Source organism: Gilvimarinus gilvus, from assembly GCF_030518155.1.
Classification (GTDB): domain Bacteria; phylum Pseudomonadota; class Gammaproteobacteria; order Pseudomonadales; family Cellvibrionaceae; genus Gilvimarinus; species Gilvimarinus gilvus.
This window is the reverse complement of the sequence record NZ_JAULRU010000569.1, coordinates 109,289-130,131: the sequence shown is the minus strand read 5'-3', so window position 1 is coordinate 130,131 and position 20,843 is coordinate 109,289. Positions and strand designations below refer to the sequence as shown.

Here is a 20,843-nt window from a genome sequence, read left to right as displayed (position 1 = left end):
TAACCGCAAATGCAAATTTTTTAACCTTATTCCCTGCTTAAAGAAAATCTCGCAAATTGCTGATATTTAGCAATAAGTATTGATTCACACTCTGGATACCCTATGCCGCTAATTACTGTTGATAAAGCTCACCTAAACTATGGACTGCAAGTGTTGCTTGATGGCGTTGATTTCGTTATCGAAAAGGGCCAACGCTGGTGTCTTATCGGCCGCAACGGCGCGGGGAAATCGAGCTTCCTGAAAACACTGACTGGCGACGTTGTGCTGGACGGCGGCGCGATTAACATTGATCGCGGCGTTAGGGTGGCGAGGTTGTCACAGGACCTACCCGATGCCGATGACCGCACTGTCTTTGATGTCGTTGCAGCCGGAGTGCCCAAAGTTGGTGAATTGCTAAGGCGCTACAACAAGTTGCTGGATCAGCAAGAGCACGGCGATGTCGAAGACGACTGGGTCGAGCAACTCACCAAGGTGCAAACAGAACTCGAAGCCCGCGATGGGTGGAGCCTCCAACAGCGAGTTGACCTGGTGCTGACCCGTTTGCACCTTACCGCCAGCACCCCTATGGATTCACTTTCCGGTGGCTGGAGGCGCCGGGTCGCCCTGGCTCAGGCTTTGGTGTTGGAACCGGACGTCTTGCTCTTAGATGAGCCCACTAACCATTTGGACATTGGTGCGATCGAATGGTTAGAGACTGAGCTAAAAAGTTTTGAGGGGGCTATCGTTTTCATTACCCATGATCGGGCGTTACTGCAGTCAGTGGCGACACACATCGCAGAGCTCGATCGGGGCCAATTGCGTACCTGGCAGGGTGATTACCGTAGTTTTCTCGATTATCGAGAGCGGACTCTGGCCGAAGAGGCACGTCACAATGAGCTCTTCGACAAAAAGCTTGCTCAGGAAGAGGTCTGGATTCGCCAGGGTATAAAAGCGAGACGTACGCGCAACGAGGGACGGGTGCGGGCGCTCAAGGCCATGCGTGAGGAACACAAAGCCAGACGCAAGCAACAAGGCACAGCGAAAATGGACGTCGGCGAAGGCGGTCTGTCCGGCAAACTTGTGGCTGAACTTAAAGATGTGAACTTCGCGTACGGGGGCAAGCCTATCGTTCGCAACTTCACGTCACACATTATTCGCGGCGACCGAATTGGTCTGGTCGGGCCCAACGGTGCGGGTAAAAGCACGCTACTTAAATTAATCCTGGGGCTTCTTGAGCCAGACAGTGGCAAGGTTAAGTTGGGCACGAACTTAAGTGTGGCGTATTTTGATCAGCTGCGCGATCAGCTGAACCTGGACAAAAGTGCTGTCGATAACGTCTCAGAAGGCAGTGATACCATTGAAATCAATGGTAAATCCAAACATATCATATCCTATCTAAGCGACTTCCTATTCTCCGGAGAACGCGCCCGCACTCCGGTGCGAGCACTATCCGGGGGCGAGCGTAATCGCGTATTGCTGGCTAAGTTGTTCAGCAAGTCGGCCAATATCTTGGTGCTGGACGAACCGACAAACGATTTAGACGTTGAAACGCTGGAGCTGCTGGAAGAGGTGCTGGGCCAATTCAGTGGCACCGTATTGCTGGTGAGCCACGATAGGGCATTCCTTAATAACTTGGTGAGCAGTGTGATTGCCTTTGAAGGGGGCGGAGCGGTGCGAGAATACGTTGGCGGTTACGATGACTGGTTGCGCCAGGGGGGCAAATGGGTTGACGATAGCGCCGTGGACTCAGCCGCTAGCGATGACACCCCGCAGGCTGGCCAAGTCGCACAGGCTGGAAAAGATAGTCAACCCAAAAGTGTCAGTGCGAGTGCGCCCGCGCCGAAAAAAAAGTTGTCTTATAAATTGCAGCGCGAGTTTGATGCCTTACCCGGAGAAATCGAAACGCTAGAAGTGCGGCTGGATGAGCTACAGAGCGTGGCGAGTGGGGCAAGTTTTTACGCAGGGGATTCCGCAGAAATAGAGGTCCACCTGCAGAAATTAGCGGACGTCCAGCAACAACTTGAAGCGCGCTTCGAGCGCTGGGCGGAACTCGAAGAAATGGGGGGTAACGCGAGGCCAGCTAGGTGACCTCGCGTTAAGGTGTCGCCATTCGCTATTTTGCGTCTTGTTTGACGTTTACTCTGATGGCTAACACATCGCAGGCTGCGCCGTGTAAGACACTGTTTGAGGTGGAACCAAGCAAAACGGCGAAGCCTTTGCGGCCATGGCTACCTACCGCGATTAGGTCTGCGCCGAGCTGATCTGCCAGATGGTGCAATTCGGTAGCGGGTTGGCCCACTAAAATATGCTCTTGCTCCACCTGGCAGTCCGCTTGCTTGATCAGGCGTAGCAATTCCTGCTCGGCCTTAATTTGCAATTGGTCCTGCACTTCGGAAAGGTCAATAGGCATATCACCACCGTAGGCGAAGGTGAGCGGCTCAATGACGTGAGCAACCGAGAGCTTGGCGTTGCAGGCGCGCGCCAGCGCAGCGGATTTTTGCAGTATTTCAGGGCACTCTTCGGTAAGATCCAGGCCCACAAGAATGTGTGTATATGAATTCATACAAACTCCCTACTGTGATTTACTTCAATAATGGTCGAAAAAAACAAACATTGCCACACCTTGTGTGCCGCCCCTTTACTTGCTGGAAGTGTTAATTGAAATGAACTACATCGTTGTGATTATTCTTTTGCTGGTGGTTGCCATGGTTGTTGGGCCGGTTGCGATGTTGAGGCCTTCCCCTGCGCAAAAGAAACGCGATGCACTGCGTCTGCGGGCGCGACAATTAGGTGTCGCTGTGCATTTGCGTTTGCCACCGAGCGCGGCAACGGCCACTGAAAAAGCCAGTCATATGGCCGCTTATTGCATACACCATAAGGGGGTAGGTTGCTGGCAACTGGTGAGGGCAAGCTTTGCTCACGAGATACATCTCAACGAGTGGTGGCAGTTTCAGGCGGCCAAGCCCGGTCAGGCGGTACGGAATTTTCTATCGCAGACGATTGATGAACTGCCGCGAGGGGTTGTTGCTGTCACTGCACAGGGGCAGGAAGTCGCCGTGTATTGGAAGGAGTGGGGGGAGGCTGGCAACGTCGATCAACTGACGGGGTTTTTACAAAAATTGGCTCAGGTTGCGTCCGTTAGTGAAGGTTCGCCCGACACGTAATCGGCTGACTCTGGAAACAGCTCTAGCTCAATAGTGTCTCGCTCGTGGCGCATAACAGAACTCAGCTGGCGGACAATTTCCAGCCGTCTGGGGTCTGGGTTGCGGGAGCCTTGCAGTAAGTCCTGGGCTTTTTGGAAGTAGCTTAAGGCCGAGGTGATTTGAGCGGCATCTCGCGCCTGGTATCCTGCGGCAATAATGGACAGGACGCTGATTTGCAGTTTGGCCCAATCTAATTGTTGGCGTAACTGGCGGGCTTGCTCGTCGTTCAGTTGTTGGTGAGCGTGCCGTTGGTTGATAATTCGGGTGGCCTGACTCAGGGAAGTTTGCAGTGCCGCAATCTCGGTATCGCTGGAGCACCAGCGACTTAAATTGGGAGTCAGTTGACCACTGCTAATGTGCTGTTGCCGAGATTCTGCCAGTGCCAACCGCGCTTTAATGGGATCCTGATTAAAGCGTTCAAGCTCAAGCAGTCGCTGAAGAATGACTATGATTTCACGGTTGAGCTGATCGGCGACATCCAGACTTTCAACCGTTTTTAGACAAGTGCTGAGTGCGTCCTCGGCCTGTTCGAGGGCCTGATAGTATCGTTGCTGCTGTTTCACGAGTAACTGGAGGTGCTTTTGGCGCACATTGACTACGTTTACCGCGATCAGTGCAGCAATAGTGATCAAAATAAGAGCAATTATGATAGGTGTCGACACGTCTTACATTCTTTTTTCTTTAAAGGCCGCTCACAAGTTCATATGCGGGGCAAACTAAAACTCACTGACACAGGAAAAAAATCAATACAAACAGCCAGTTAGGAAATCGAAAGCAAGCTGCAATCGCTATTTATAAAACGTCACTCCTTGGCACTTAATTTAGCATTTATTTGTTAAAAAAGGGAAGTGTATTTACATTCGGCGCTTGACCGAGGCGCACACAGGACTTATATATGCCCCCCCAAGGCGAAGGTTTGTGCTTGTCGCACCGCCGATGTACGCCTAGGCTTTAAGCGAAAAAGCCACAAACTTATGATCATTCTGACAAGGATATACGAGCGCATATGGGTAAATCACTGGTAATTGTGGAGTCTCCGGCCAAAGCGAAGACCATCAACAAGTATCTCGGCCGAGACTACATTGTGAAATCCAGCGTCGGTCATATTCGCGACCTGCCGACCAGCGGCAGTGGCAAGAAGGTCGATCCTAAGGAGCGGGCAAAACAGGCGGCCAAGACGCGTAAAATGTCGCCTGAAGCGAAAGCAAAGTACAAAGCCGAAAAGGCCCACAGCCAGCTTATCAACCGCATGGGTATTGACCCGGAACACGGCTGGGATGCGAATTATCAAATTTTGCCTGGCAAAGAAAAAGTAGTCAGCGAGCTACAACAGCTCGCCGAGAAGGCCGATACGATCTATCTCGCAACGGATTTGGATCGCGAGGGAGAGGCCATTGCCTGGCATTTGCGCGAAGCTATCGGAGGCGATGAAAATCGCTACCGTCGTGTCGTTTTCAATGAAATCACCAAAACCGCGATCCAGAACGCGTTTGAAGAGCCCGGTCCAATTGATCAGGATCGCGTTAACGCACAGCAGGCGCGCCGCTTTCTCGATCGCGTGGTCGGTTATATGGTCTCGCCGCTACTGTGGGAAAAAGTTGCTCGGGGCTTATCAGCCGGTCGTGTACAGTCCGTTGCGGCCAAGCTGGTGGTTGAGCGCGAGCGAGAGATTCGCGCTTTTATTCCAGAAGAATACTGGAATATATTCGCCGATTTGACCGCCAGCTCAGGCGATAACATTCGCTTTGAGGTGAAAAAGCACAGTGGCAAAAACTTTCGACCCGACAACGAAGCCGATGCCATGGCGGCAGTGTCAGCACTCAAGGCTTCATCCTATGAAGTGGCAGGCCGTGAAGATAAGCCAACCCAGTCTAAGCCGTCGGCGCCATTTATAACCTCTACCTTGCAGCAGGCCGCCAGCACGCGATTGAGTTTTGGGGTGAAGAAAACCATGATGTTGGCCCAGCGTCTTTATGAGGCAGGTTACATCACCTACATGCGTACCGACTCCACTAACCTCAGTAAAGAGGCCGTGGAAAATTGTCGCGAATACATCGGCGAGGAGTACGGCGCTAAGTATCTCCCTAAAGCGCCCAATGTTTACTCGAGCAAGGAGGGCGCGCAAGAGGCCCACGAAGCGATTCGTCCATCCAGTGTCACCGTGTTGCCAACTCAGCTTAACGGTATGGAGCGCGACGCAGAGCGCCTCTATGCTTTGATCTGGGCGCAGTTTGTTGCTTGCCAAATGAGCCCGGCCGAATATACCAGCACGAACATTACAGTGAATGCCGGCGATTATGAATTGCGTACCCGTGGCCGTGTCATTCGGTTTGACGGTTTTACCAAAGTTTTGCCGTCGGTGAGTAAAAAAGACGAAGATGTTGTTTTGCCAGAGGTAAAAGTGGGCGAAGTCCTGCCCATGCAGAAGGTGGATCCCTCGCAGCATTTTACCAAACCGCCAGCGCGATTCAGCGAGGCAAGCTTAGTAAAAGAGTTGGAGAAGCGCGGTATTGGCCGACCATCTACTTACGCTTCTATTATCTCCACCATTCAGGACCGCGGATATGTGCGCCTGGAGAATCGGCGTTTTTATGCCGAGAAAATGGGCGATATTGTGACTGAGCGGCTGAATGAAAGCTTTCAGGATCTGATGGATTACGGCTTTACGGCCAGCATGGAGGAGTCACTCGACGTTGTAGCTGAGGGCGGTCGCAACTGGCGTGAGCTGCTGGATGAATTTTACGCGGGATTTGTACAGAAACTACAGCAGGCACAGAGTCAGGAGAAGGGTGGCATGCGTGCCAATAGCCCTACAGAGACAGACATTGAGTGCGAAAAGTGCGGGCGTCATATGCAGATCCGCACCGGCTCCACAGGTGTATTTTTGGGTTGCTCCGGTTACGCCTTACCCCCCAAAGAGCGCTGTAAAAGCACGATGAACCTCGTCTCGGGTGATGAGGCCGTGGATGTGGAAGCCGATGAAGAGGCCGAGTCACGTCAGTTGCGCTCCAAGCGCCGCTGCAAACTTTGCAATACGGCCATGGATAACTATCTGCTCGATGAAAAGCGCAAGTTACATATCTGCGGTAATAATCCAGATTGTCCTGGCTACGAGGTAGAACTCGGCACCTTTAAGCTCAAAGGTTACGAAGGCCCGACACTTGAATGCGACAAATGCGGCAGTGAAATGCAGTTAAAAACGGGTCGATTCGGCAAGTATTTTGGCTGTACCAGTGAGGATTGCAAAAATACCCGCAAGCTATTGAAAAATGGAGAGGCGGCGCCACCGAAAATGGATCCTGTGCCCATGCCGGAGCTGCAGTGTCAGAAAGTGGATGACACTTATATATTGCGCGATGGCGCATCAGGTCTATTCCTGGCGGCGAGCGGCTTCCCTAAAAACCGTGAAACACGAGCCCCTTTGGTGGCCGAGCTGTTGCCGCATAAGAGCGAGATTGATCCCAAATATACCTTTTTGTTTTCCGCCCCAACCGAAGACCCAGACGGTATTGCGACAGTAGTGCGCTTTAGTCGCAAAACAAAAGAGCAGTACGTCCAGTCAGAACAAGAGGGTAAGGCAACAGGGTGGAAAGCTTTTTATCAAGGCGGTAAATGGGTCGCTAATAAATAGCGGCTTCGTCACAACCGCCTGAGGTAATGGCAATGGCAGCTTCGCTAACGTCACTGGTTAATCAACGTATGGCGTGCGCCCGCATGCTGCTGGCTGACGTGGCCGACGCCCGCTCACCGGTTCACAGCAAGGCACTGCTAGACGCCTGTGTGTTTCATCTGTGCTGTGGTTATCGGTTTTATATCAAAGAGCTGTCGAGTTATTACGGCGTCAAATATGTCGATCATCTACAAGATGAGGAGGCGGCCGCCAAAGCGTTAAGCCAAATCGATAAGCATCCGGCCGAGGTGCAAGAACTGTGTCATTTGGCAGAGCAGGCAGACTCCTGGTTGAGCCAATTGCGAGCCCTGTTTGAAGAAACATGGCAGGTGCCTCAGGCGGAAACAACCCCCGCGGTAAATACCATTGCCCTTACGAATCTCGATAAAACCGTCATTCCAGAGCTGGATGCGGACTTAATCGCGGCATTCATCGCAAAGTTTCAGGAAGTTGTCGACAGGCAACGGGAGACGACGGTTGAGTGTTGAGGTATACCCTCTGTGGACGTACGTCCAATAGATTATTGATAAGGAATCGCAGTGATCGAGCCAGTTACGGGTTGGTCACAGCCCGCCTGGCGCTTGTATCTGTGCCCGTGTGAGCACTGGCGCATTTATTGAAATACTCGATTCTGTTATACTGGCCGACCTGTCCGATTAAATTTGCAGCCCGAGTATGGTTCGGGTGGAGTACCTATGTCAGCCTCTTTGTATGAAATTGTAGAATTGGCCAACGGTGATGTTGTGCTGCAGCGTGCCGACGAAGAGGGCGAGCCCTTGTTGTGCATCCGCTTTTCTACAGAATCCCTGTCGCTGATGCGAGACGGCAAATTTGATGTTGCCAAGGCCATGATAGAGGCGGGCATGGAAGCAGCTGGGGATCTGGCCGATGCGGAAGAAGAAGTTGATTTGTCGGATGTAGCCGAAACCGATGTCGACGCGGGCCTGTATAACAAGCGCACCCTGCACTGAGCAGCAAGCCGCGAAGCTCAGGGTACTCCGTACCCCGTACCCCGTACCCTTACCTCTCCCTGAGTAACAACCCCTGACAACGTCCTTGCATGGCCGCGCTCTCGAGCTGTGCAAGCTCTTGCTTACCCAGCCTGCCGGGGCTCGCTATCACGGTATGGCTATTGCCTAGCGCCAGGGCGTCCCAGCTTACCCACAATTGTTTTGCGTCGTCTTTGCAGTGCACCAGGCGTAGGCGAGATGTATCGACGCCGAAGCGCTCCAGCAAACTGTGAGATATGGTTTCACGAGTGATCCAGGTTAGCCAACGGCCGTCGCTCTGATGGCTAAGGTGTGCAATCATCGGCATTACCATCGCCCAGGAGTCGGCTGCGCCTTGCGTTAACACGAGTTCTGTAAGGGTACCCTTGGGTTGGCTTTCGGCGGTTATGGCATGCAAGCTAGTCACGGCGCAGTACTCCTACACTTAGGCCTTCAATGGCAAAGTCCTGATCGCGTAAATCCACGCGTATTACGTCAAAATCAGGGTTCTCGGGCCACAGCTCGACCTGAGCCCTGTTGCCTTCACGTTTAAAGCGCTTCACCGTCACTTCATCCTCAATTCGGGCCACGACAATTTGGCCATTGTGAACCTGATCAGTGCGGTGCACCGCCAATAAGTCGCCGTCCAAAATACCGGCGTCCTTCATACTCATGCCGCGAACGTTAAGAAAAAAGTCGGCACGGGGGCTGAAAAAATCAGCGGGAATTTTGCAGTAATCTTCAATATGCTCTTCGGCTAGAATCGGGCTGCCGGCCGCCACCTGACCGACGATGGGTAGACCGTCCTGCGTTTCCGGTAGGCGAATACCACGCGACGCGCCGGGAATTAGTTCAATCGCACCTTTGCGGGCGAGCGCTTTGATGTGCTCTTCCGCCGCATTGGCCGATTTGTAGCCAAGCATGCGGGCAATCTCTGCCCGGGTTGGCGGGTAGCCGGTTTCGTCGGAGTAGCTCTTAATCAGCTCAAATACCTGTTGTTGGCGTGCGGTAAGGTTTTGCATTGGCGTCCCTATATCTCCGTGAGCAATGGCAAGTGACACCTGCCGCTTGCAGGCGATCACTTTGTTGTACTGTTTGGTTATACAGTATCTGTGATTATATACAGTTAAATTGCCTGTGCAAGTGTTTTTCAAATGGCCCTTATGTATGCCTCGTAAGCCTATGAAAAATAAATAAATGTGTTGATAAACAGTAATGCTGCAGAGTTTTCTGGCGGTGATATACTGCCAACTATTCAGAAAAATAGCAGTTTATAGGCGTAACGAGACAATGGATCAAATACAAAATTGGTTTCAACAATTAGCCGCAAGCGGGAACTTGTGGCTGCTGGAAGTGTTTTTGGTGGTGTTTATAACATTACTATTAGCTGCGTTTGTTCGCAGAATACTGTCGACAATAGTGAAACACGCGCATAAAACCCGCAACCGCTGGGATGACACCATCGTAGAGGCTGCTATGGCGCCAGTGCGTTGGCTAATCTGGTTAGTGGGCCTATGTTGGGCTGCGGAAATCGCCCATGATGTTACTGAGGAGTCTTTGCTGAAGTACGCAGACTCAGTGTTGCGCATTGGTATTATCGTATTGCTCACCTGGTTTTTGGTACGTTTGGTCAAGTTTGGCGAGCAAAACTTTCTCAAGCCAGAGCAGGGCAAACCCACCGACCCGACCACCGTCATGGCGGTCGGTAAGCTGTTGCGAATTGCCATTATAATCACCGCAGCGTTAGTGCTGTTGCAGTCAATGGGTTACAGCATATCCGGGGTGCTGGCGTTTGGTGGGGTCGGCGGTATTGCCGTTGGCTTTGCGGCCAAAGATCTTCTCGCCAACTTCTTTGGGGGGTTGATGGTTTATCTGGATCGGCCCTTTAAGGTGGGTGACTGGGTTCGTTCGCCGGATAAAGAAATTGAAGGTACGGTAGAGGAAATTGGCCTGCGATTGACCCGTATTCGTACTTTTGACAAGCGCCCACTGTACGTTCCCAATCAAACCTTCACGCAAATATCGGTAGAAAACCCATCTCGTATGCTCAATCGTCGTATTTACGAAACTATTGGCGTGCGTTACGACGACGCAGATAAAATGCAAGGTATTGTCGAAAAGGTTCGCGAGATGCTAGAACAGCACGACGAAATTGATAGTGAGCAAACCCTTATTGTTAACTTCAATGCTTTTGCCGACTCGTCGTTAAACTTCTTTATATACACATTCACAAAGACCGTAAACTGGGTGCATTACCACAAAGTAAAGCAAGATGTGTTGCTGAAGGTATTGGAAATTGTTGCCGCTGAGGGGGCAGAGTGCGCCTTCCCAACACAAACGCTACATTTACCGGAAGGTATCGACTTGCGTGGCGGCGACTCCCGGTGAGGACAACATGTCTGTTCGACTTGCCGGCCATTGATGCGGCCTTAGGCCGAGTTGCCGTCGCTCTCAACCAAGATATGCACGGGTTGTCGGCACCGCCACTGGTGCTGGTTGTGATGAAAGGGGCGCTGGTTACGGCCGGCGCACTTCTGCCAAAGCTCAATTTTGCTCTGGAAGTAGATTACGTTCATGCCACACGTTATCAGCATAACAACGCTCAGAGCGAGTTGATGTGGCTGCATGAACCGACTGCACCGATCGCGGGTCGGCAGGTTATTTTAGTGGACGACATTCTCGATGAGGGAATTACCCTGGCGGAGGTGGCGAATTATTGCCGCAACAAGGGGGCAGCAGCGGTAACCACACTTGTCTTATTGCGCAAAGATCGCTCAGAGCCACCGAGGATAGAGGCGGATTACGTCGCACTGCACGCGCCCGATGGTTACGTTTTTGGTTATGGCATGGACGATAATGAATTGTCGCGTAACCTTCCCGGCATTTATGTTCACACGCCCTGAATGCGGTTAAAGACGTCGAAAAGGGGAAAATTGCGTCAAGGAGTGGACAATTTGCGAACAATAAAGTAAAAAAGCGTAAGGATTGGCCTATGGCTGCCAGTTCTCTTGGTGGCTTTGGGGGTCACCCTGCCTGACGCAGGCAGAAGCATACATATAAAAATAACGAGGTTAGGAGTATGTCTGAACGACTTTCAGGAACCGTTAAGTGGTTTAACAATGCGCGTGGCTACGGCTTTATCACCCGGGGTGAGGGCAGTGAAGATGTTTTTGTGCATTACAGAAGCATCCGCGGCGAAGGTTATCGCTCGTTGGCTGAAGGCCAGAATGTCGAATTTGCCGTCCAGCAAGGCGACAAGGGGCTTCAGGCCGACGACGTCATTCAGTTGTAAGTCCTCCAGCGGGCCAGTGGCTTGATCGCTGGCCTCTGCTCCCGCCCGGTCAGTTTTTACTGCAATATGGATGCGTCGGCAGCGGGTGCTTTGCTGTCGGTGGTTTCAGTCTCTTCCGGTGGCACATCGTACGGTAATATTTTAATCAGTAGGCCGAGCCTGGGGTGGTCCAGGTAGTGCAGTTCTGTACTGCGCATCCGGCGGCGCTGATCGAGGGTGTATATCTGCCTGGGCATATACGGTGCGTCGAGAAAGTCCGACAATAGTGCGTCTAGCTCACTGTCGCCCGGGGCATTGGGGCTGCCACTAAACATTGTCTCATCGTTAAATACGGTGGTTGTGTTTAGAGCGTTAGCCTCGGAGCGTTGGGTATTTTTTTGCAAGCGCTTATAAGGATTTTCCGGCAAGGTTGGCCACTGCCTGCGACTTTGACCGGTGTTTATCTGGAATTCGGTAAACCACAGGTCGGTCAAAATATGCAGGTAGCGCGATACGTTGATGTTAATGCTGCCCTCTAGTTCAAAGTGTTCACCGTACGCTTCTCCACCCTCGATGAGGACCCACGGGGCTTGCTTTTCACCGGTCACAAACTGACGCCAGGCTTCGTGAAATAAAACCCGATATCCAGTTTGCGCATCAATACGTTGTTGCAGCGCATTTAAATTGCGCTCTTCGCGGGGCAACAAGAATCGCTCTCTGCGCGCTAAATCAACCGGCTCAACGGCGTCAATAATGGCTTGCCCCGGGTCAGTTACCGTATTTGTCGGTACTTTGCCAGTGCTCGGGTCGCTGCTAGCAGTGGCCTCATCAGTAAGCGTTGCAGGTGCTGTATTTTGCGCCACAAGTGAGGTGTCTGGGCTGCCGTCTTGCTCCGTCAGCGATTGCAATTTGGCATCCTGGCGTATCGCTTCAGCTTCTAGCTGCGCTTTTTCCAGTCGCTGTTCAAAGTCGGCTTGTGGGTCGCTCAGCGCTTCCCAGTTCAACGGATAGTCGAGTGTGATGTCATCGGGCCAGCGTTCGTCGCTACTGAGTGGCCGGGCAAAGATAACCACCTCGATCTGGTACCAGCCTTCGTGTGGCGAGCTTTGGCTGTTTGCAGGGGTTGTTGCTAATGTCAGTAGTGCCGCTGCCAGTGCGCCCAGTTTCGTCTTAATCATTGTCTTCATCTTCGTCATATTCCGTATATCAGCGGCCAGTCTAGCGTGCACTCATCGAATGACGCTATTGCGATTTAAGACTGTCGAGTAAATCTGTGATCCGCTGCAAGCGGTCTTCAGTTTCAACCATGGGTACCTTGAAGTTTAAGCCATTGGCGCCCGCCAGCGAGAATACGGTTGGCTGTGATTGCACCAACTGTACAATTTTCAGCGGGTCTACTTGGGTGTCGGGGCCAAACTCAATTTTACCGCCGGCACTGGAGGCTTCCAGTTTGGCGACGCCCATGGCTTCGGCGGCGAGCTTTATTTCGGTCACTCGCAATAAGTTTTTGGCAGGCTCCGGCAATAAACCAAAGCGATCGATCATTTCCACCTGCAATTCGCGTAGCGCTTCGTGTGATTCGGCGCCGGCGATGCGCTTGTAGAGTACCAGGCGCGAGTGCACGTCGGGCAAATACTCTTCGGGTATCAATGCCGGAATACGTAAATTCACATCGGTATTGTCGGCCAGCGGCTGTTCTATATTGGGCTCCTTGCCCGCGCGCATCGCTTTCACGGCGCGATCGAGCATATCCATATACATGGAAAAGCCCACCGTTTGTATCTGGCCCGATTGTTCATCTCCGAGCAGCTCGCCGGCGCCGCGAATCTCCATATCGTGAGTGGCAATGGTGAAGCCTGCGCCCAAATCTTCAGCCCCTGCAATGGCTTCCAATCTTTTAACTGCATCGGTGGTCATGGCGCGTTGCTCTGGTGTCAACAGGTACGCGTAAGCCTGATGATGCGAACGACCAACGCGACCGCGCAGCTGGTGCAATTGTGCTAAACCAAATTTGTCGGCGCGATGAATAATAATGGTGTTGGCGCTTGGAATATCGATGCCGGTTTCAATAATGGTCGAGCATACCATGACGTTAAAACGCTTGTGATAAAAGTCTGACATGACTTTTTCCAGTTCGCGTTCGCGCATTTGGCCGTGGCCAATGCCAATGCGAGCTTCCGGCACCAATTCTTGTAAGGCGCGCGCGGTTCGTTCAATACTCTTAACTTCGTTGTGTAAATAGTAAACCTGACCGCCACGCAAAATCTCCCGTAAAATGGCTTCTTTAATAACGGCCTCTTCATGCTGGCGTACAAAAGTTTTCACAGACAAACGCCGGGCCGGCGGGGTGGCGATGATGGACAGATCGCGAATGCCGGCCATCGACATGTTTAATGTGCGTGGAATCGGTGTGGCAGTCAGGGCGAGCATGTCGATTTCGGCGCGTAGCTTTTTCAATTGCTCTTTTTGCCGCACGCCAAAGCGGTGCTCCTCGTCGATAATCAATAGCCCCAAATCTTTGTATTTGATATCGGGTTGAATCAGTTTATGGGTGCCCACCACAATATCAACTTTACCGTTGGCCAAACGCTCCTTAACGGCTTCGACGTCTTTGTTGGTACGAAAACGAGACATCACCTCGATGGTAAAGGGCCAGCTAGCGAAGCGGTCTTTTAAGCTTTCATAATGTTGTTGAGCGAGCAGGGTGGTGGGGGCGAGTATGGCCACCTGCTTTCCCGCGTGCGCTGCGACAAAGGCTGCGCGCATGGCCACTTCGGTTTTGCCAAAGCCGACGTCGCCGCACACCAGTCGATCCATAGGTTGTGGCGCCAGCATGTCGCGCACGACACTGTCGATGGCAACTTGTTGGTCTGGTGTCTCCTCAAACGGAAAGCCTGCCGCGAATGTTAGGTAGTCGGCTTTGGGGTCGCCAAAAGCGTAGCCCTTGCGCGCAGCGCGGCGAGCGTATATGTCCAAAAGCTCAGCGGCGGTGTCGCGCACTTGTTCGGCCGCCTTGCGTTTGGCGCGGCCCCATTGTTCCGAGCCAAGCCTGTGCAGGGGCGCGACATTTTCATCGGCACCACTATAGCGGCTAATCAAATGTAAGCTGGTAACCGGGACGTAGAGCTTGGCATCTTCGGCGTACTCAAGCATTAAGAATTCGTTGGCTTCGCCCTCAACGGAAATGGTTTCCAGGCCGCGATACCTGCCAACACCGTGGTCGATGTGCACCACCGGTGCTCCCACTTGAAGCTCGGTTAGGTTTTTTACGACATTGTCGGCATTTTCCTGGCTTTGGCGCCGGCGTCTGGTCTGTTGAACTCGCTCGCCAAACAATTGGCTTTCGGTTATCAGTGCTATGGCCGGATCGTCGATACACAGGCCTTGGTCAATATTTCCTACCGTGATGGCGATTTTGTCATCGCCTTGCGCAAATGCGTGCCAGCCTGTGACTTCTTTGGGGCGCAGGCGTATGCGGTTGAGAAGCTCTAACAAAGTTTCGCGGCGCCCGGCAGACTCGGCGCAGAAAAGTACGCGACCCGGAAACTCCATCAAGAAGGCTTCCAGCGCCGTTAATGGGTGTTCGCTTTGCGCGTTAACCGGCAGTGACGGCGGCGGGGTGCAGGCGTAATTATTGCGGCCGGCGCCGGTTTCAATGGCGCCTGTGTGCAGATCCGTGCGGCTCATGGTTTTGAGCGCGCCAAACAGCTCCTCGTCGCGCAGATAAATTTCATCAGGGGCGAGCAGCGGGCGGGTATTATCCACCCGCCGCGATTCGTAACGTGCGCTGAGCTCACCCCAAAAGTGCTTAATTGCAGCGTTAATGTCGCCGGTGGTGTAGGTTATGGTGCTCTTGGGTAAATAGTCGAATAGCGTGCTGGTGTGATCGAAAAACAGCGGCAAATAGTACTCTATACCCGGAGGGGCAATACCGTCGCCCACATCCCGATAGATCGAGCAGGCGGTTGGGTCAACATCGAAGCGCTGATGCCAGCGCTGTTTAAAGGCGCTTATGCCCTGTTTGTCGAGCGGGTACTCGCGGGCGGGCAAAAGCTCTATATCGTCGATCTTGTCTTCAGTGAGCTGAGTGTCCGGGTCAAACGTGCGCAGACTGTCAACCTCATCGTCAAACAGGTCAATGCGCAGGGGCCAGTCGCTGCCCATGGGGTAGAGGTCGATCAGCGAGCCTCTGACGGCGTATTCCCCGTGCTCGTATACGGTATCGACAGTGCGGTAACCGGCTTTGGTGAGATTGCTGCGCAGTGTATCTATGTCCAGCTGGTCGCCCACCTTGAGCACCAGGCTGCCGGCGAGCAGATAATCCGTCGGCATCAGTCGCTGCAATAAGCTGGTCACGGGTACGACCAGAATGCCTTGCTGCACGGATGGCAGTTTAAACAGCGTTCTCAGTCGCTCGGAAATAATATCCTGGTGGGGCGATATGCTGTCGTAGGGCAGAGTTTCCCAATCGGCCAGGTGTAAGATATCGAGCTTGCCACCACTAAAAAACGAAAGTTCCGCTTCCAGGCGCTGGGCGCTGGCAGTGTCGCTGGTAATGACTAAACTTAACCCTTGGTGCTCGCCAGCTGCGTTGGCCAGTGCCAGCGCTGTAGCGCTGCCGGGTAACTTGCCCCAATGGCGTCGGTCGCCGGCTTGCAGGGAGATTATTGGATGCTTGGGGTCGAGCTCGGTCATAGTCAGTGTCAATTGCGAAAAATCAGGCCGCGATTGTACCTGTGTTTGGCATTGGTCTGTAGTCGCTTACCGCTACTAAAAGTTGGCCGTGAGTATCTGAGCTAAGTGGTGCGAGTAAAAATGTGCCGATGCGCTGGCCTTTGTGGGCGCCGATCTTTATAATTGCCGCGATTTTTTAGCTGGTGAATCGACTTGCGCCTGAAATTCAGCGCCTGGTGCGGGGAATTTAGGCTAAATGCCTGAAAAAATTAGCAAAGTGATCAAATGATCTGCAAAATGTAGGTCGCATACCAGACATTGATAAAGCTTCAGTCAAATAGAAGCAGCTGGCGTGGTGTCAGCGCAGCACACTGCGGCTCCTTGCTCACTTTAGTAAGAGTCGTGCTACACATTAATCCAACGAGTGATTAGGTCAGACGTATGATAAAGATTCGTCGGGGATTGGATTTACCTATATCCGGTGCGCCCGAGCAGACTATCAAGGACGGGCCATCTGCCCGCTCTGTGGCAGTCATCGGCCCAGACTATCACGGTATGAAGCCGACTATGGCGGTATCCGTGGGTGACAAGGTCAAGCTTGGACAGTTACTGTTTACCGATAAAAAAACCGAAGGGGTTCGCTATACCGCTCCTGCATCAGGTACCGTTGCCGCGATTAACCGTGGTGAGCGGCGTATGCTGCAATCTGTAGTGATTGATGTAGAAGGTGAGGAAGCTGAATCTTTCAAGGCGTACAGCGAAGACGAGCTGAAACAAGCCGACGGTCAGGCCGTTCGCGATCAGCTGAACGAGGCCGGCCTCTGGCTAGCTTTGCGTTCACGTCCTTACAGCAAGGTGCCAGCGTTGGACGCCAAAGCAAATTCCATCTTTGTCACAGCGATTGATACTAATCCTCTGGCAGCCAACCCTGAAGTTGTGCTCAAGGGTCAGGAAGAGGCTTTTAAACAAGGCCTGCAAGTACTGACCAAATTGACCGACGGCAAGGTGTTTGTCTGTAAAGCTCAGGGCGCTGACATTCCGGTTGCTGCGGGTGATCAATTTCAGGTTGCCGAGTTTGGTGGCGTGCATCCGGCGGGTAACGCGGGTACGCACATTCACCATCTGGACCCGGTAAGCGCGCAAAAGTCCGTCTGGACCATCGGCTATCAAGACGTCGTAGCGTTTGGCGTACTTTTCTCTGAAGGCCGCATTGAGACGTCTCGCGTTGTCGCAGTGGCGGGCCCACAAGTTGAAGCGCCCGCTCTGGTTCGCACCCGCGTTGGCGCCAACCTCGACGAGCTGACCGCCGGCGGCCTGAAAGGAGATCATAACCGCTTGATTTCCGGTTCAGTGTTTGGTGGCCGCACCGCGCGCGGTGCCTACAACTACTTGGGCCGTTATCACACTCAGGTAAGTGTGCTCACCGAGGGTGACGATCGCCCCATGCTGCACTACCTGCGCCCCGGCACCAACTACTTCTCAGTCATGGGCATTTACCTGTCTAAGCTGATGCCATCGAAGCTGTTTAATTTCACCACCACTACCATGGGTAGTGAGCGTGCCATGGTTCCCGTGGGCTCTTACGAGAAGATTATGCCGCTTGATATTCTGCCTACGCAACTGCTGCGTGCGCTGATTGTTGGCGATACTGACACCGCTCAGAAGTTGGGTTGTTTGGAACTGGATGAAGAAGATCTGGCTCTGTGTACGTTTGTCTGCCCGGGTAAGTACGAGTACGGCCCGATCTTGCGCGACAACCTCACCCGAATAGAGCTGGAGGGTTAAGGTATGAAAGCATTACGTAATTTCCTCGATAAAATCGAACCCAACTTTCACAAAGGTGGTAAGCACGAAAAGTGGTATGCGCTGTACGAAGCGGTTGATACCGTTTTTTATCGCCCCGCCAACGTGACCAAAACCACCAGCCATGTGCGCGACGGTATCGACCTTAAGCGCATCATGATCACCGTGTGGTTGTGTACGTTCCCTGCAATGTTTTTCGGTATGTACAATGTCGGTCATCAGGCCAACATGATTCTGGCCGAAATGGGCGCTGGCGCCGGTGAAGGTTGGCGCATTGCGCTGATCAGCGCTTTTGCCGGATTTGACCCCAACAGTATCTGGGATTGTCTGATTCACGGTGCCGCTTACTTCCTGCCCATTTACGCCGTTGTGTTTATCGTCGGTGGTTTTTGGGAAGTGTTGTTCGCCTCCATTCGCGGCCACGAAGTTAACGAAGGTTTCTTCGTTACCTCGGTACTGTTTGCCTTGATCTGTCCGCCCGACCTACCGCTGATTTACGCCGCCCTGGGTATCAGTTTTGGTGTGGTTTTGGGTAAGGAAGTTTTTGGCGGTACCGGTAAAAACTTCTTAAACCCCGCACTGACGGGTCGTGCCTTCTTGTTTTTCGCCTACGCGCCTGCCATGTCGGGTGATGCGGTGTGGACAACAGTAGACGGTTACACCGGTGCCACGGCCTTGTCGCTGGCGGCACAAGGTGGTGTGGATGCCATCGCCAGTCAAATGACTTGGATGGACGCCTTCTTGGGTAACATTCAGGGCAGCATTGGTGAAACCTCAACTTTGGCCATTTTTATCGGCGGCGCTGTGCTGTTGGTAATGGGCATTGCTTCATGGCGCATTGTGATGGGCGTAATGCTGGGCATGATTGCGACGGCGTTAGTTTGCAATATGTTCGGTGACCCGGCCTCAAATGCTGCAATGGCTTTGCCGTGGTACTGGCACCTGGTGATTGGCGGTTTCGCCTTCGGTATGATTTTTATGGCCACTGACCCTGTGTCTGCGGCTATGACAAACACCGGTAAATATTGGTTTGGTGCCCTGATTGGTTTCATGGTGATCATTATTCGTGTGGTAAACCCAGCCTTCCCCGAAGGCATGATGTTGGCGATTTTGTTTGCCAACTTGTTTGCGCCACTGATTGATTACTTTGTTGTTCAGGCAAATATTAAGCGGAGGTTGGCGCGTGGCTAATAACGATTCCATCAAAAAGACGCTCACAGTAACGATTTTGCTGTGTATCGTCTGCTCGGTGGTGGTCTCTACCGCTGCCGTACTCCTGCGCCCTGTGCAGGAAGTGAATAAGTCACTGGACTTCAAACGCAACATTTTGGCTGCGGCCGGATTGTCGGACGAAGCGGCCAGTAAAGGTGTAGAGGTGGTCTTTAACGATCGTGTAAACACTCGCGCGATTGATTTCAGTACCGGTAAATTCACCGATGCAGTGGCCGTGGCTAAATACGATCAGCGCAAAGCGTCGAAAGACCCTGCGCGTTCTGAAGATCTAAGTGCCGATCAGGACCTCGCCAAAATTGGCAGTCGTGAAGAGTACGGTTTGGTGTACATGATTGAGGGCGACAGTGGCCTCGATACCATCGTATTGCCTATTCGCGGTTACGGTCTTTGGTCGACACTATACGGCTTTATGGCACTGGATTCCGACTTAAACACCGTGGTGGGTTTAGGCTTCTACGAGCACGGCGAAACACCGGGGCTTGGTGGTGAAGTGGACAACCCGGCCTGGAAAGCGTTGTGGGAAGGCAAAAAAGCCTATGGCGAAAATGGTGAAGCCGAGCTCAACGTGATTAAAGGTATGGTTGATGCCGGCACCAAAAACGCCGAGCACAAGGTCGATGGTTTGTCAGGTGCTACCCTGACCAGCCGCGGCGTCGGGAATCTGGTTCAGTTTTGGTTGGGCGAAGATGGCTACAAGTCTTTCCTCACCAACCTGAAAAAAGGGGAGGCCTAATACCATGAAAGTGAAAGAGCTTTTATTTGCACCGGTATTTTCCAACAACCCCATCGCGTTGCAGATTCTCGGTATCTGTTCTGCCTTGGCGGTTACCAGTAAATTGTCTGTGACCTTGGTAATGTGTATTGCACTGACCTCGGTAACAGCCTTTTCTAACTTGTTTGTGTCTTTGGTGCGCAACCACGCGCCGGGCAACATTCGTATCATCGTGCAGATGACCATCATTGCCTCGTTGGTAATCGTGGTGGATGAAGTGTTGAAGGCCTACGCTTACGAAATCAGTAAGCAGCTGTCGGTATTCGTTGGTTTGATTATTACCAACTGTATCGTTATGGGCCGCGCCGAAGCATTCGCCATGAAAAACCCACCGCTGGCCAGCTTCTTTGACGGTGTTGGTAACGGACTGGGCTACAGCGCGATCTTGATTGCTCTGGCTGTGATTCGCGAACTGTTTGGTTCCGGCACCTTGCTGGGTTATCAAATTCTGCCACTGGCTACTGAAGGTGGCTGGTATACGCCAAACGGCCTGTTGTTGATGCCGCCAAGTGCGTTCTTCCTGATTGGTTTGTTTATCTGGGGTATTCGTGCCTGGAAAAAAGACCAAATTGAAGAACCAGATTACAAAATGGCGCCCAACACTAAGCCACAAGCGAAGGAGGCCTGATCGTGGAAGCGTATTTAAGCTTATTTGTCCGGTCGATCTTTATCGACAACATCGCTCTGGCGTTTTTCTTAGGTATGTGTACCTTCCTTGCCATTTCGAAGAAAATCGGCGCGGCTTTTGGTTTGGGTATCGCCGTAGTGGTAGTTCAGGTTATCACCGTGCCGGTGAACAACTTGTTGTACACCTATGTGCTGGCAGACGGTGCTCTGGCCTGGGCCGGTTTACCTGATGTTGACCTGAGCTTTTTGGGTTTGATTACCTACATTGGTGTTATTGCCGCTTTGGTGCAGATTCTGGAAATGATTCTGGATAAGTATGTTCCCGCGCTCTACAACGCGCTGGGTGTGTTCTTGCCGCTGATTACCGTGAACTGCGCCATTTTGGGTGGTTCACTGTTGATGGTGCAACGCGACTACGACTTCGGTGAAAGTGTGGTGTTTGGTGCAGGCTCCGGCGTGGGCTGGGCTTTGGCCATTACCGCTCTGGCCGGTATTCGCGAAAAAATGAAGTACTCCGATGTACCTGAAGGTCTTCGCGGCCTGGGTATTACATTCATTACCGTTGGTCTGATGTCGCTGGGCTTTATGTCCTTCGGCGGTATTGATCTGTAATCAGCGAGGA

Annotated in this window: 19 protein-coding genes; 13 read left to right on the top strand and 6 right to left on the bottom strand. The window is 52.5% G+C overall.

Features of this window, described 5'->3' with window-relative positions:
- Positions 1–102 precede the first annotated feature (102 nt).
- Positions 103–2,067 carry an ATP-binding cassette domain-containing protein gene (locus QWI17_RS11185; RefSeq protein ID WP_302722590.1) on the top strand — a complete coding sequence of 655 codons (1,965 nt, stop codon included), beginning with the start codon at positions 103–105 and terminating at the stop codon, positions 2,065–2,067.
- Between the two features lie 25 nt (positions 2,068–2,092).
- On the opposite strand, the gene QWI17_RS11180 is transcribed toward QWI17_RS11185, so the two are convergent.
- Entirely contained in the window at positions 2,093–2,542 is a 450-nt protein-coding gene (locus QWI17_RS11180) for a universal stress protein (RefSeq protein ID WP_302722589.1), read from the bottom strand.
- Positions 2,543–2,642: 100 nt separating this feature from the next.
- Here QWI17_RS11180 and QWI17_RS11175 point away from each other — a divergent pair, with 100 nt between their 5' ends.
- Positions 2,643–3,143 carry a hypothetical protein gene (locus QWI17_RS11175; RefSeq protein ID WP_302722588.1) on the top strand — a complete coding sequence of 167 codons (501 nt, stop codon included), beginning with the start codon at positions 2,643–2,645 and terminating at the stop codon, positions 3,141–3,143.
- Here QWI17_RS11175 and QWI17_RS11170 read toward each other — a convergent pair.
- Positions 3,104–3,844: a hypothetical protein gene (locus QWI17_RS11170; RefSeq protein ID WP_302722587.1), complete on the bottom strand. Its 741-nt coding sequence runs from the start codon at positions 3,842–3,844 to the stop codon at positions 3,104–3,106. The genes QWI17_RS11175 and QWI17_RS11170 overlap by 40 nt on opposite strands.
- 344 nt (positions 3,845–4,188) lie before the next feature.
- Here QWI17_RS11170 and topA point away from each other — a divergent pair, with 344 nt between their 5' ends.
- The 3 genes from topA (at position 4,189) to QWI17_RS11155 (ending at position 7,823) form a co-directional block, all read left to right on the top strand.
- Positions 4,189–6,813, top strand: coding sequence for a type I DNA topoisomerase (topA, locus tag QWI17_RS11165; protein WP_302722586.1), 2,625 nt, complete (start codon positions 4,189–4,191; stop codon positions 6,811–6,813).
- 32 nt (positions 6,814–6,845) lie between these two features.
- Positions 6,846–7,340 (top strand): DUF6586 family protein, encoded by a 495-nt coding sequence (locus QWI17_RS11160; protein WP_302722585.1) that lies wholly within the window; start codon positions 6,846–6,848, stop codon positions 7,338–7,340.
- A 207-nt stretch (positions 7,341–7,547) separates the two neighbouring features.
- The gene (locus QWI17_RS11155; protein ID WP_302722584.1) at positions 7,548–7,823 is read left to right on the top strand and encodes a hypothetical protein; all 276 of its coding nucleotides are present in this window, start codon (positions 7,548–7,550) and stop codon (positions 7,821–7,823) included.
- Positions 7,824–7,872: 49 nt separating this feature from the next.
- On the opposite strand, the gene QWI17_RS11150 is transcribed toward QWI17_RS11155, so the two are convergent.
- On the bottom strand, positions 7,873–8,268 hold the full coding sequence (locus QWI17_RS11150) for a cell division inhibitor SulA (protein ID WP_302722583.1): 396 nt from the start codon (positions 8,266–8,268) through the stop codon (positions 7,873–7,875).
- The gene (gene lexA, locus QWI17_RS11145) at positions 8,261–8,863 is read right to left on the bottom strand and encodes a transcriptional repressor LexA (protein WP_302722582.1); all 603 of its coding nucleotides are present in this window, start codon (positions 8,861–8,863) and stop codon (positions 8,261–8,263) included. The genes QWI17_RS11150 and lexA overlap by 8 nt, the downstream gene beginning before the upstream one ends.
- A gap of 268 nt (positions 8,864–9,131) precedes the next feature.
- On the opposite strand from lexA, the gene QWI17_RS11140 reads away from it, so the two are divergent.
- The 3 genes from QWI17_RS11140 (at position 9,132) to QWI17_RS11130 (ending at position 11,133) form a co-directional block, all read left to right on the top strand.
- Positions 9,132–10,229, top strand: coding sequence for a mechanosensitive ion channel family protein (locus QWI17_RS11140; RefSeq protein WP_302722581.1), 1,098 nt, complete (start codon positions 9,132–9,134; stop codon positions 10,227–10,229).
- On the top strand, positions 10,226–10,744 hold the full coding sequence (locus QWI17_RS11135) for a hypoxanthine-guanine phosphoribosyltransferase (RefSeq protein ID WP_302722580.1): 519 nt from the start codon (positions 10,226–10,228) through the stop codon (positions 10,742–10,744). Before QWI17_RS11140 ends, QWI17_RS11135 begins: the two co-directional genes overlap by 4 nt.
- 176 nt (positions 10,745–10,920) lie before the next feature.
- Positions 10,921–11,133 (top strand): cold-shock protein, encoded by a 213-nt coding sequence (locus tag QWI17_RS11130; protein ID WP_302722579.1) that lies wholly within the window; start codon positions 10,921–10,923, stop codon positions 11,131–11,133.
- 56 nt (positions 11,134–11,189) lie between these two features.
- Here QWI17_RS11130 and QWI17_RS11125 read toward each other — a convergent pair whose 3' ends face one another.
- Entirely contained in the window at positions 11,190–12,290 is a 1,101-nt protein-coding gene (locus QWI17_RS11125; protein ID WP_302722578.1) for a CsiV family protein, read from the bottom strand.
- A gap of 64 nt (positions 12,291–12,354) precedes the next feature.
- On the bottom strand, positions 12,355–15,807 hold the full coding sequence (gene mfd, locus QWI17_RS11120) for a transcription-repair coupling factor (RefSeq protein ID WP_302722577.1): 3,453 nt from the start codon (positions 15,805–15,807) through the stop codon (positions 12,355–12,357).
- A 420-nt stretch (positions 15,808–16,227) separates the two neighbouring features.
- Between mfd and QWI17_RS11115 the strand changes: the two genes are divergently transcribed.
- From QWI17_RS11115 to nqrE, 5 genes are read left to right on the top strand one after another with little or no spacing between them, the layout of a single operon-like run.
- Positions 16,228–17,571, top strand: coding sequence for a Na(+)-translocating NADH-quinone reductase subunit A (locus tag QWI17_RS11115; protein WP_302722576.1), 1,344 nt, complete (start codon positions 16,228–16,230; stop codon positions 17,569–17,571).
- A gap of 3 nt (positions 17,572–17,574) precedes the next feature.
- Positions 17,575–18,780, top strand: a complete 1,206-nt coding sequence (locus QWI17_RS11110) for an NADH:ubiquinone reductase (Na(+)-transporting) subunit B (RefSeq protein ID WP_302722575.1) — start codon at positions 17,575–17,577, stop codon at positions 18,778–18,780.
- The gene (locus QWI17_RS11105) at positions 18,773–19,555 is read left to right on the top strand and encodes a Na(+)-translocating NADH-quinone reductase subunit C (protein WP_302722574.1); all 783 of its coding nucleotides are present in this window, start codon (positions 18,773–18,775) and stop codon (positions 19,553–19,555) included. The genes QWI17_RS11110 and QWI17_RS11105 overlap by 8 nt, the downstream gene beginning before the upstream one ends.
- Positions 19,556–19,559: 4 nt before the next feature.
- On the top strand, positions 19,560–20,222 hold the full coding sequence (locus tag QWI17_RS11100) for an NADH:ubiquinone reductase (Na(+)-transporting) subunit D (protein WP_302722573.1): 663 nt from the start codon (positions 19,560–19,562) through the stop codon (positions 20,220–20,222).
- Positions 20,223–20,224: 2 nt separating this feature from the next.
- Positions 20,225–20,833 (top strand): NADH:ubiquinone reductase (Na(+)-transporting) subunit E, encoded by a 609-nt coding sequence (nqrE, locus tag QWI17_RS11095; protein ID WP_302722572.1) that lies wholly within the window; start codon positions 20,225–20,227, stop codon positions 20,831–20,833.
- Positions 20,834–20,843 lie beyond the last annotated feature (10 nt).

Bases quoted from the DNA above. Each gene is read 5' to 3' on its own strand.
- QWI17_RS11185 (WP_302722590.1), top strand. From the start codon at position 103: ATGCCGCTAATTACTGTTGATAAAGCTCACCTAAACTATGGACTGCAA.
- QWI17_RS11180 (WP_302722589.1), bottom strand. From the start codon at position 2,542: ATGAATTCATATACACACATTCTTGTGGGCCTGGATCTTACCGAAGAG.
- QWI17_RS11175 (WP_302722588.1), top strand. From the start codon at position 2,643: ATGAACTACATCGTTGTGATTATTCTTTTGCTGGTGGTTGCCATGGTT.
- topA (WP_302722586.1), top strand. From the start codon at position 4,189: ATGGGTAAATCACTGGTAATTGTGGAGTCTCCGGCCAAAGCGAAGACC.
- QWI17_RS11160 (WP_302722585.1), top strand. From the start codon at position 6,846: ATGGCAGCTTCGCTAACGTCACTGGTTAATCAACGTATGGCGTGCGCC.
- QWI17_RS11155 (WP_302722584.1), top strand. From the start codon at position 7,548: ATGTCAGCCTCTTTGTATGAAATTGTAGAATTGGCCAACGGTGATGTT.
- lexA (WP_302722582.1), bottom strand. From the start codon at position 8,863: ATGCAAAACCTTACCGCACGCCAACAACAGGTATTTGAGCTGATTAAG.
- QWI17_RS11140 (WP_302722581.1), top strand. From the start codon at position 9,132: ATGGATCAAATACAAAATTGGTTTCAACAATTAGCCGCAAGCGGGAAC.
- QWI17_RS11130 (WP_302722579.1), top strand. From the start codon at position 10,921: ATGTCTGAACGACTTTCAGGAACCGTTAAGTGGTTTAACAATGCGCGT.
- QWI17_RS11125 (WP_302722578.1), bottom strand. From the start codon at position 12,290: ATGATTAAGACGAAACTGGGCGCACTGGCAGCGGCACTACTGACATTA.
- mfd (WP_302722577.1), bottom strand. From the start codon at position 15,807: ATGACCGAGCTCGACCCCAAGCATCCAATAATCTCCCTGCAAGCCGGC.
- QWI17_RS11115 (WP_302722576.1), top strand. From the start codon at position 16,228: ATGATAAAGATTCGTCGGGGATTGGATTTACCTATATCCGGTGCGCCC.
- QWI17_RS11110 (WP_302722575.1), top strand. From the start codon at position 17,575: ATGAAAGCATTACGTAATTTCCTCGATAAAATCGAACCCAACTTTCAC.
- QWI17_RS11100 (WP_302722573.1), top strand. From the start codon at position 19,560: ATGAAAGTGAAAGAGCTTTTATTTGCACCGGTATTTTCCAACAACCCC.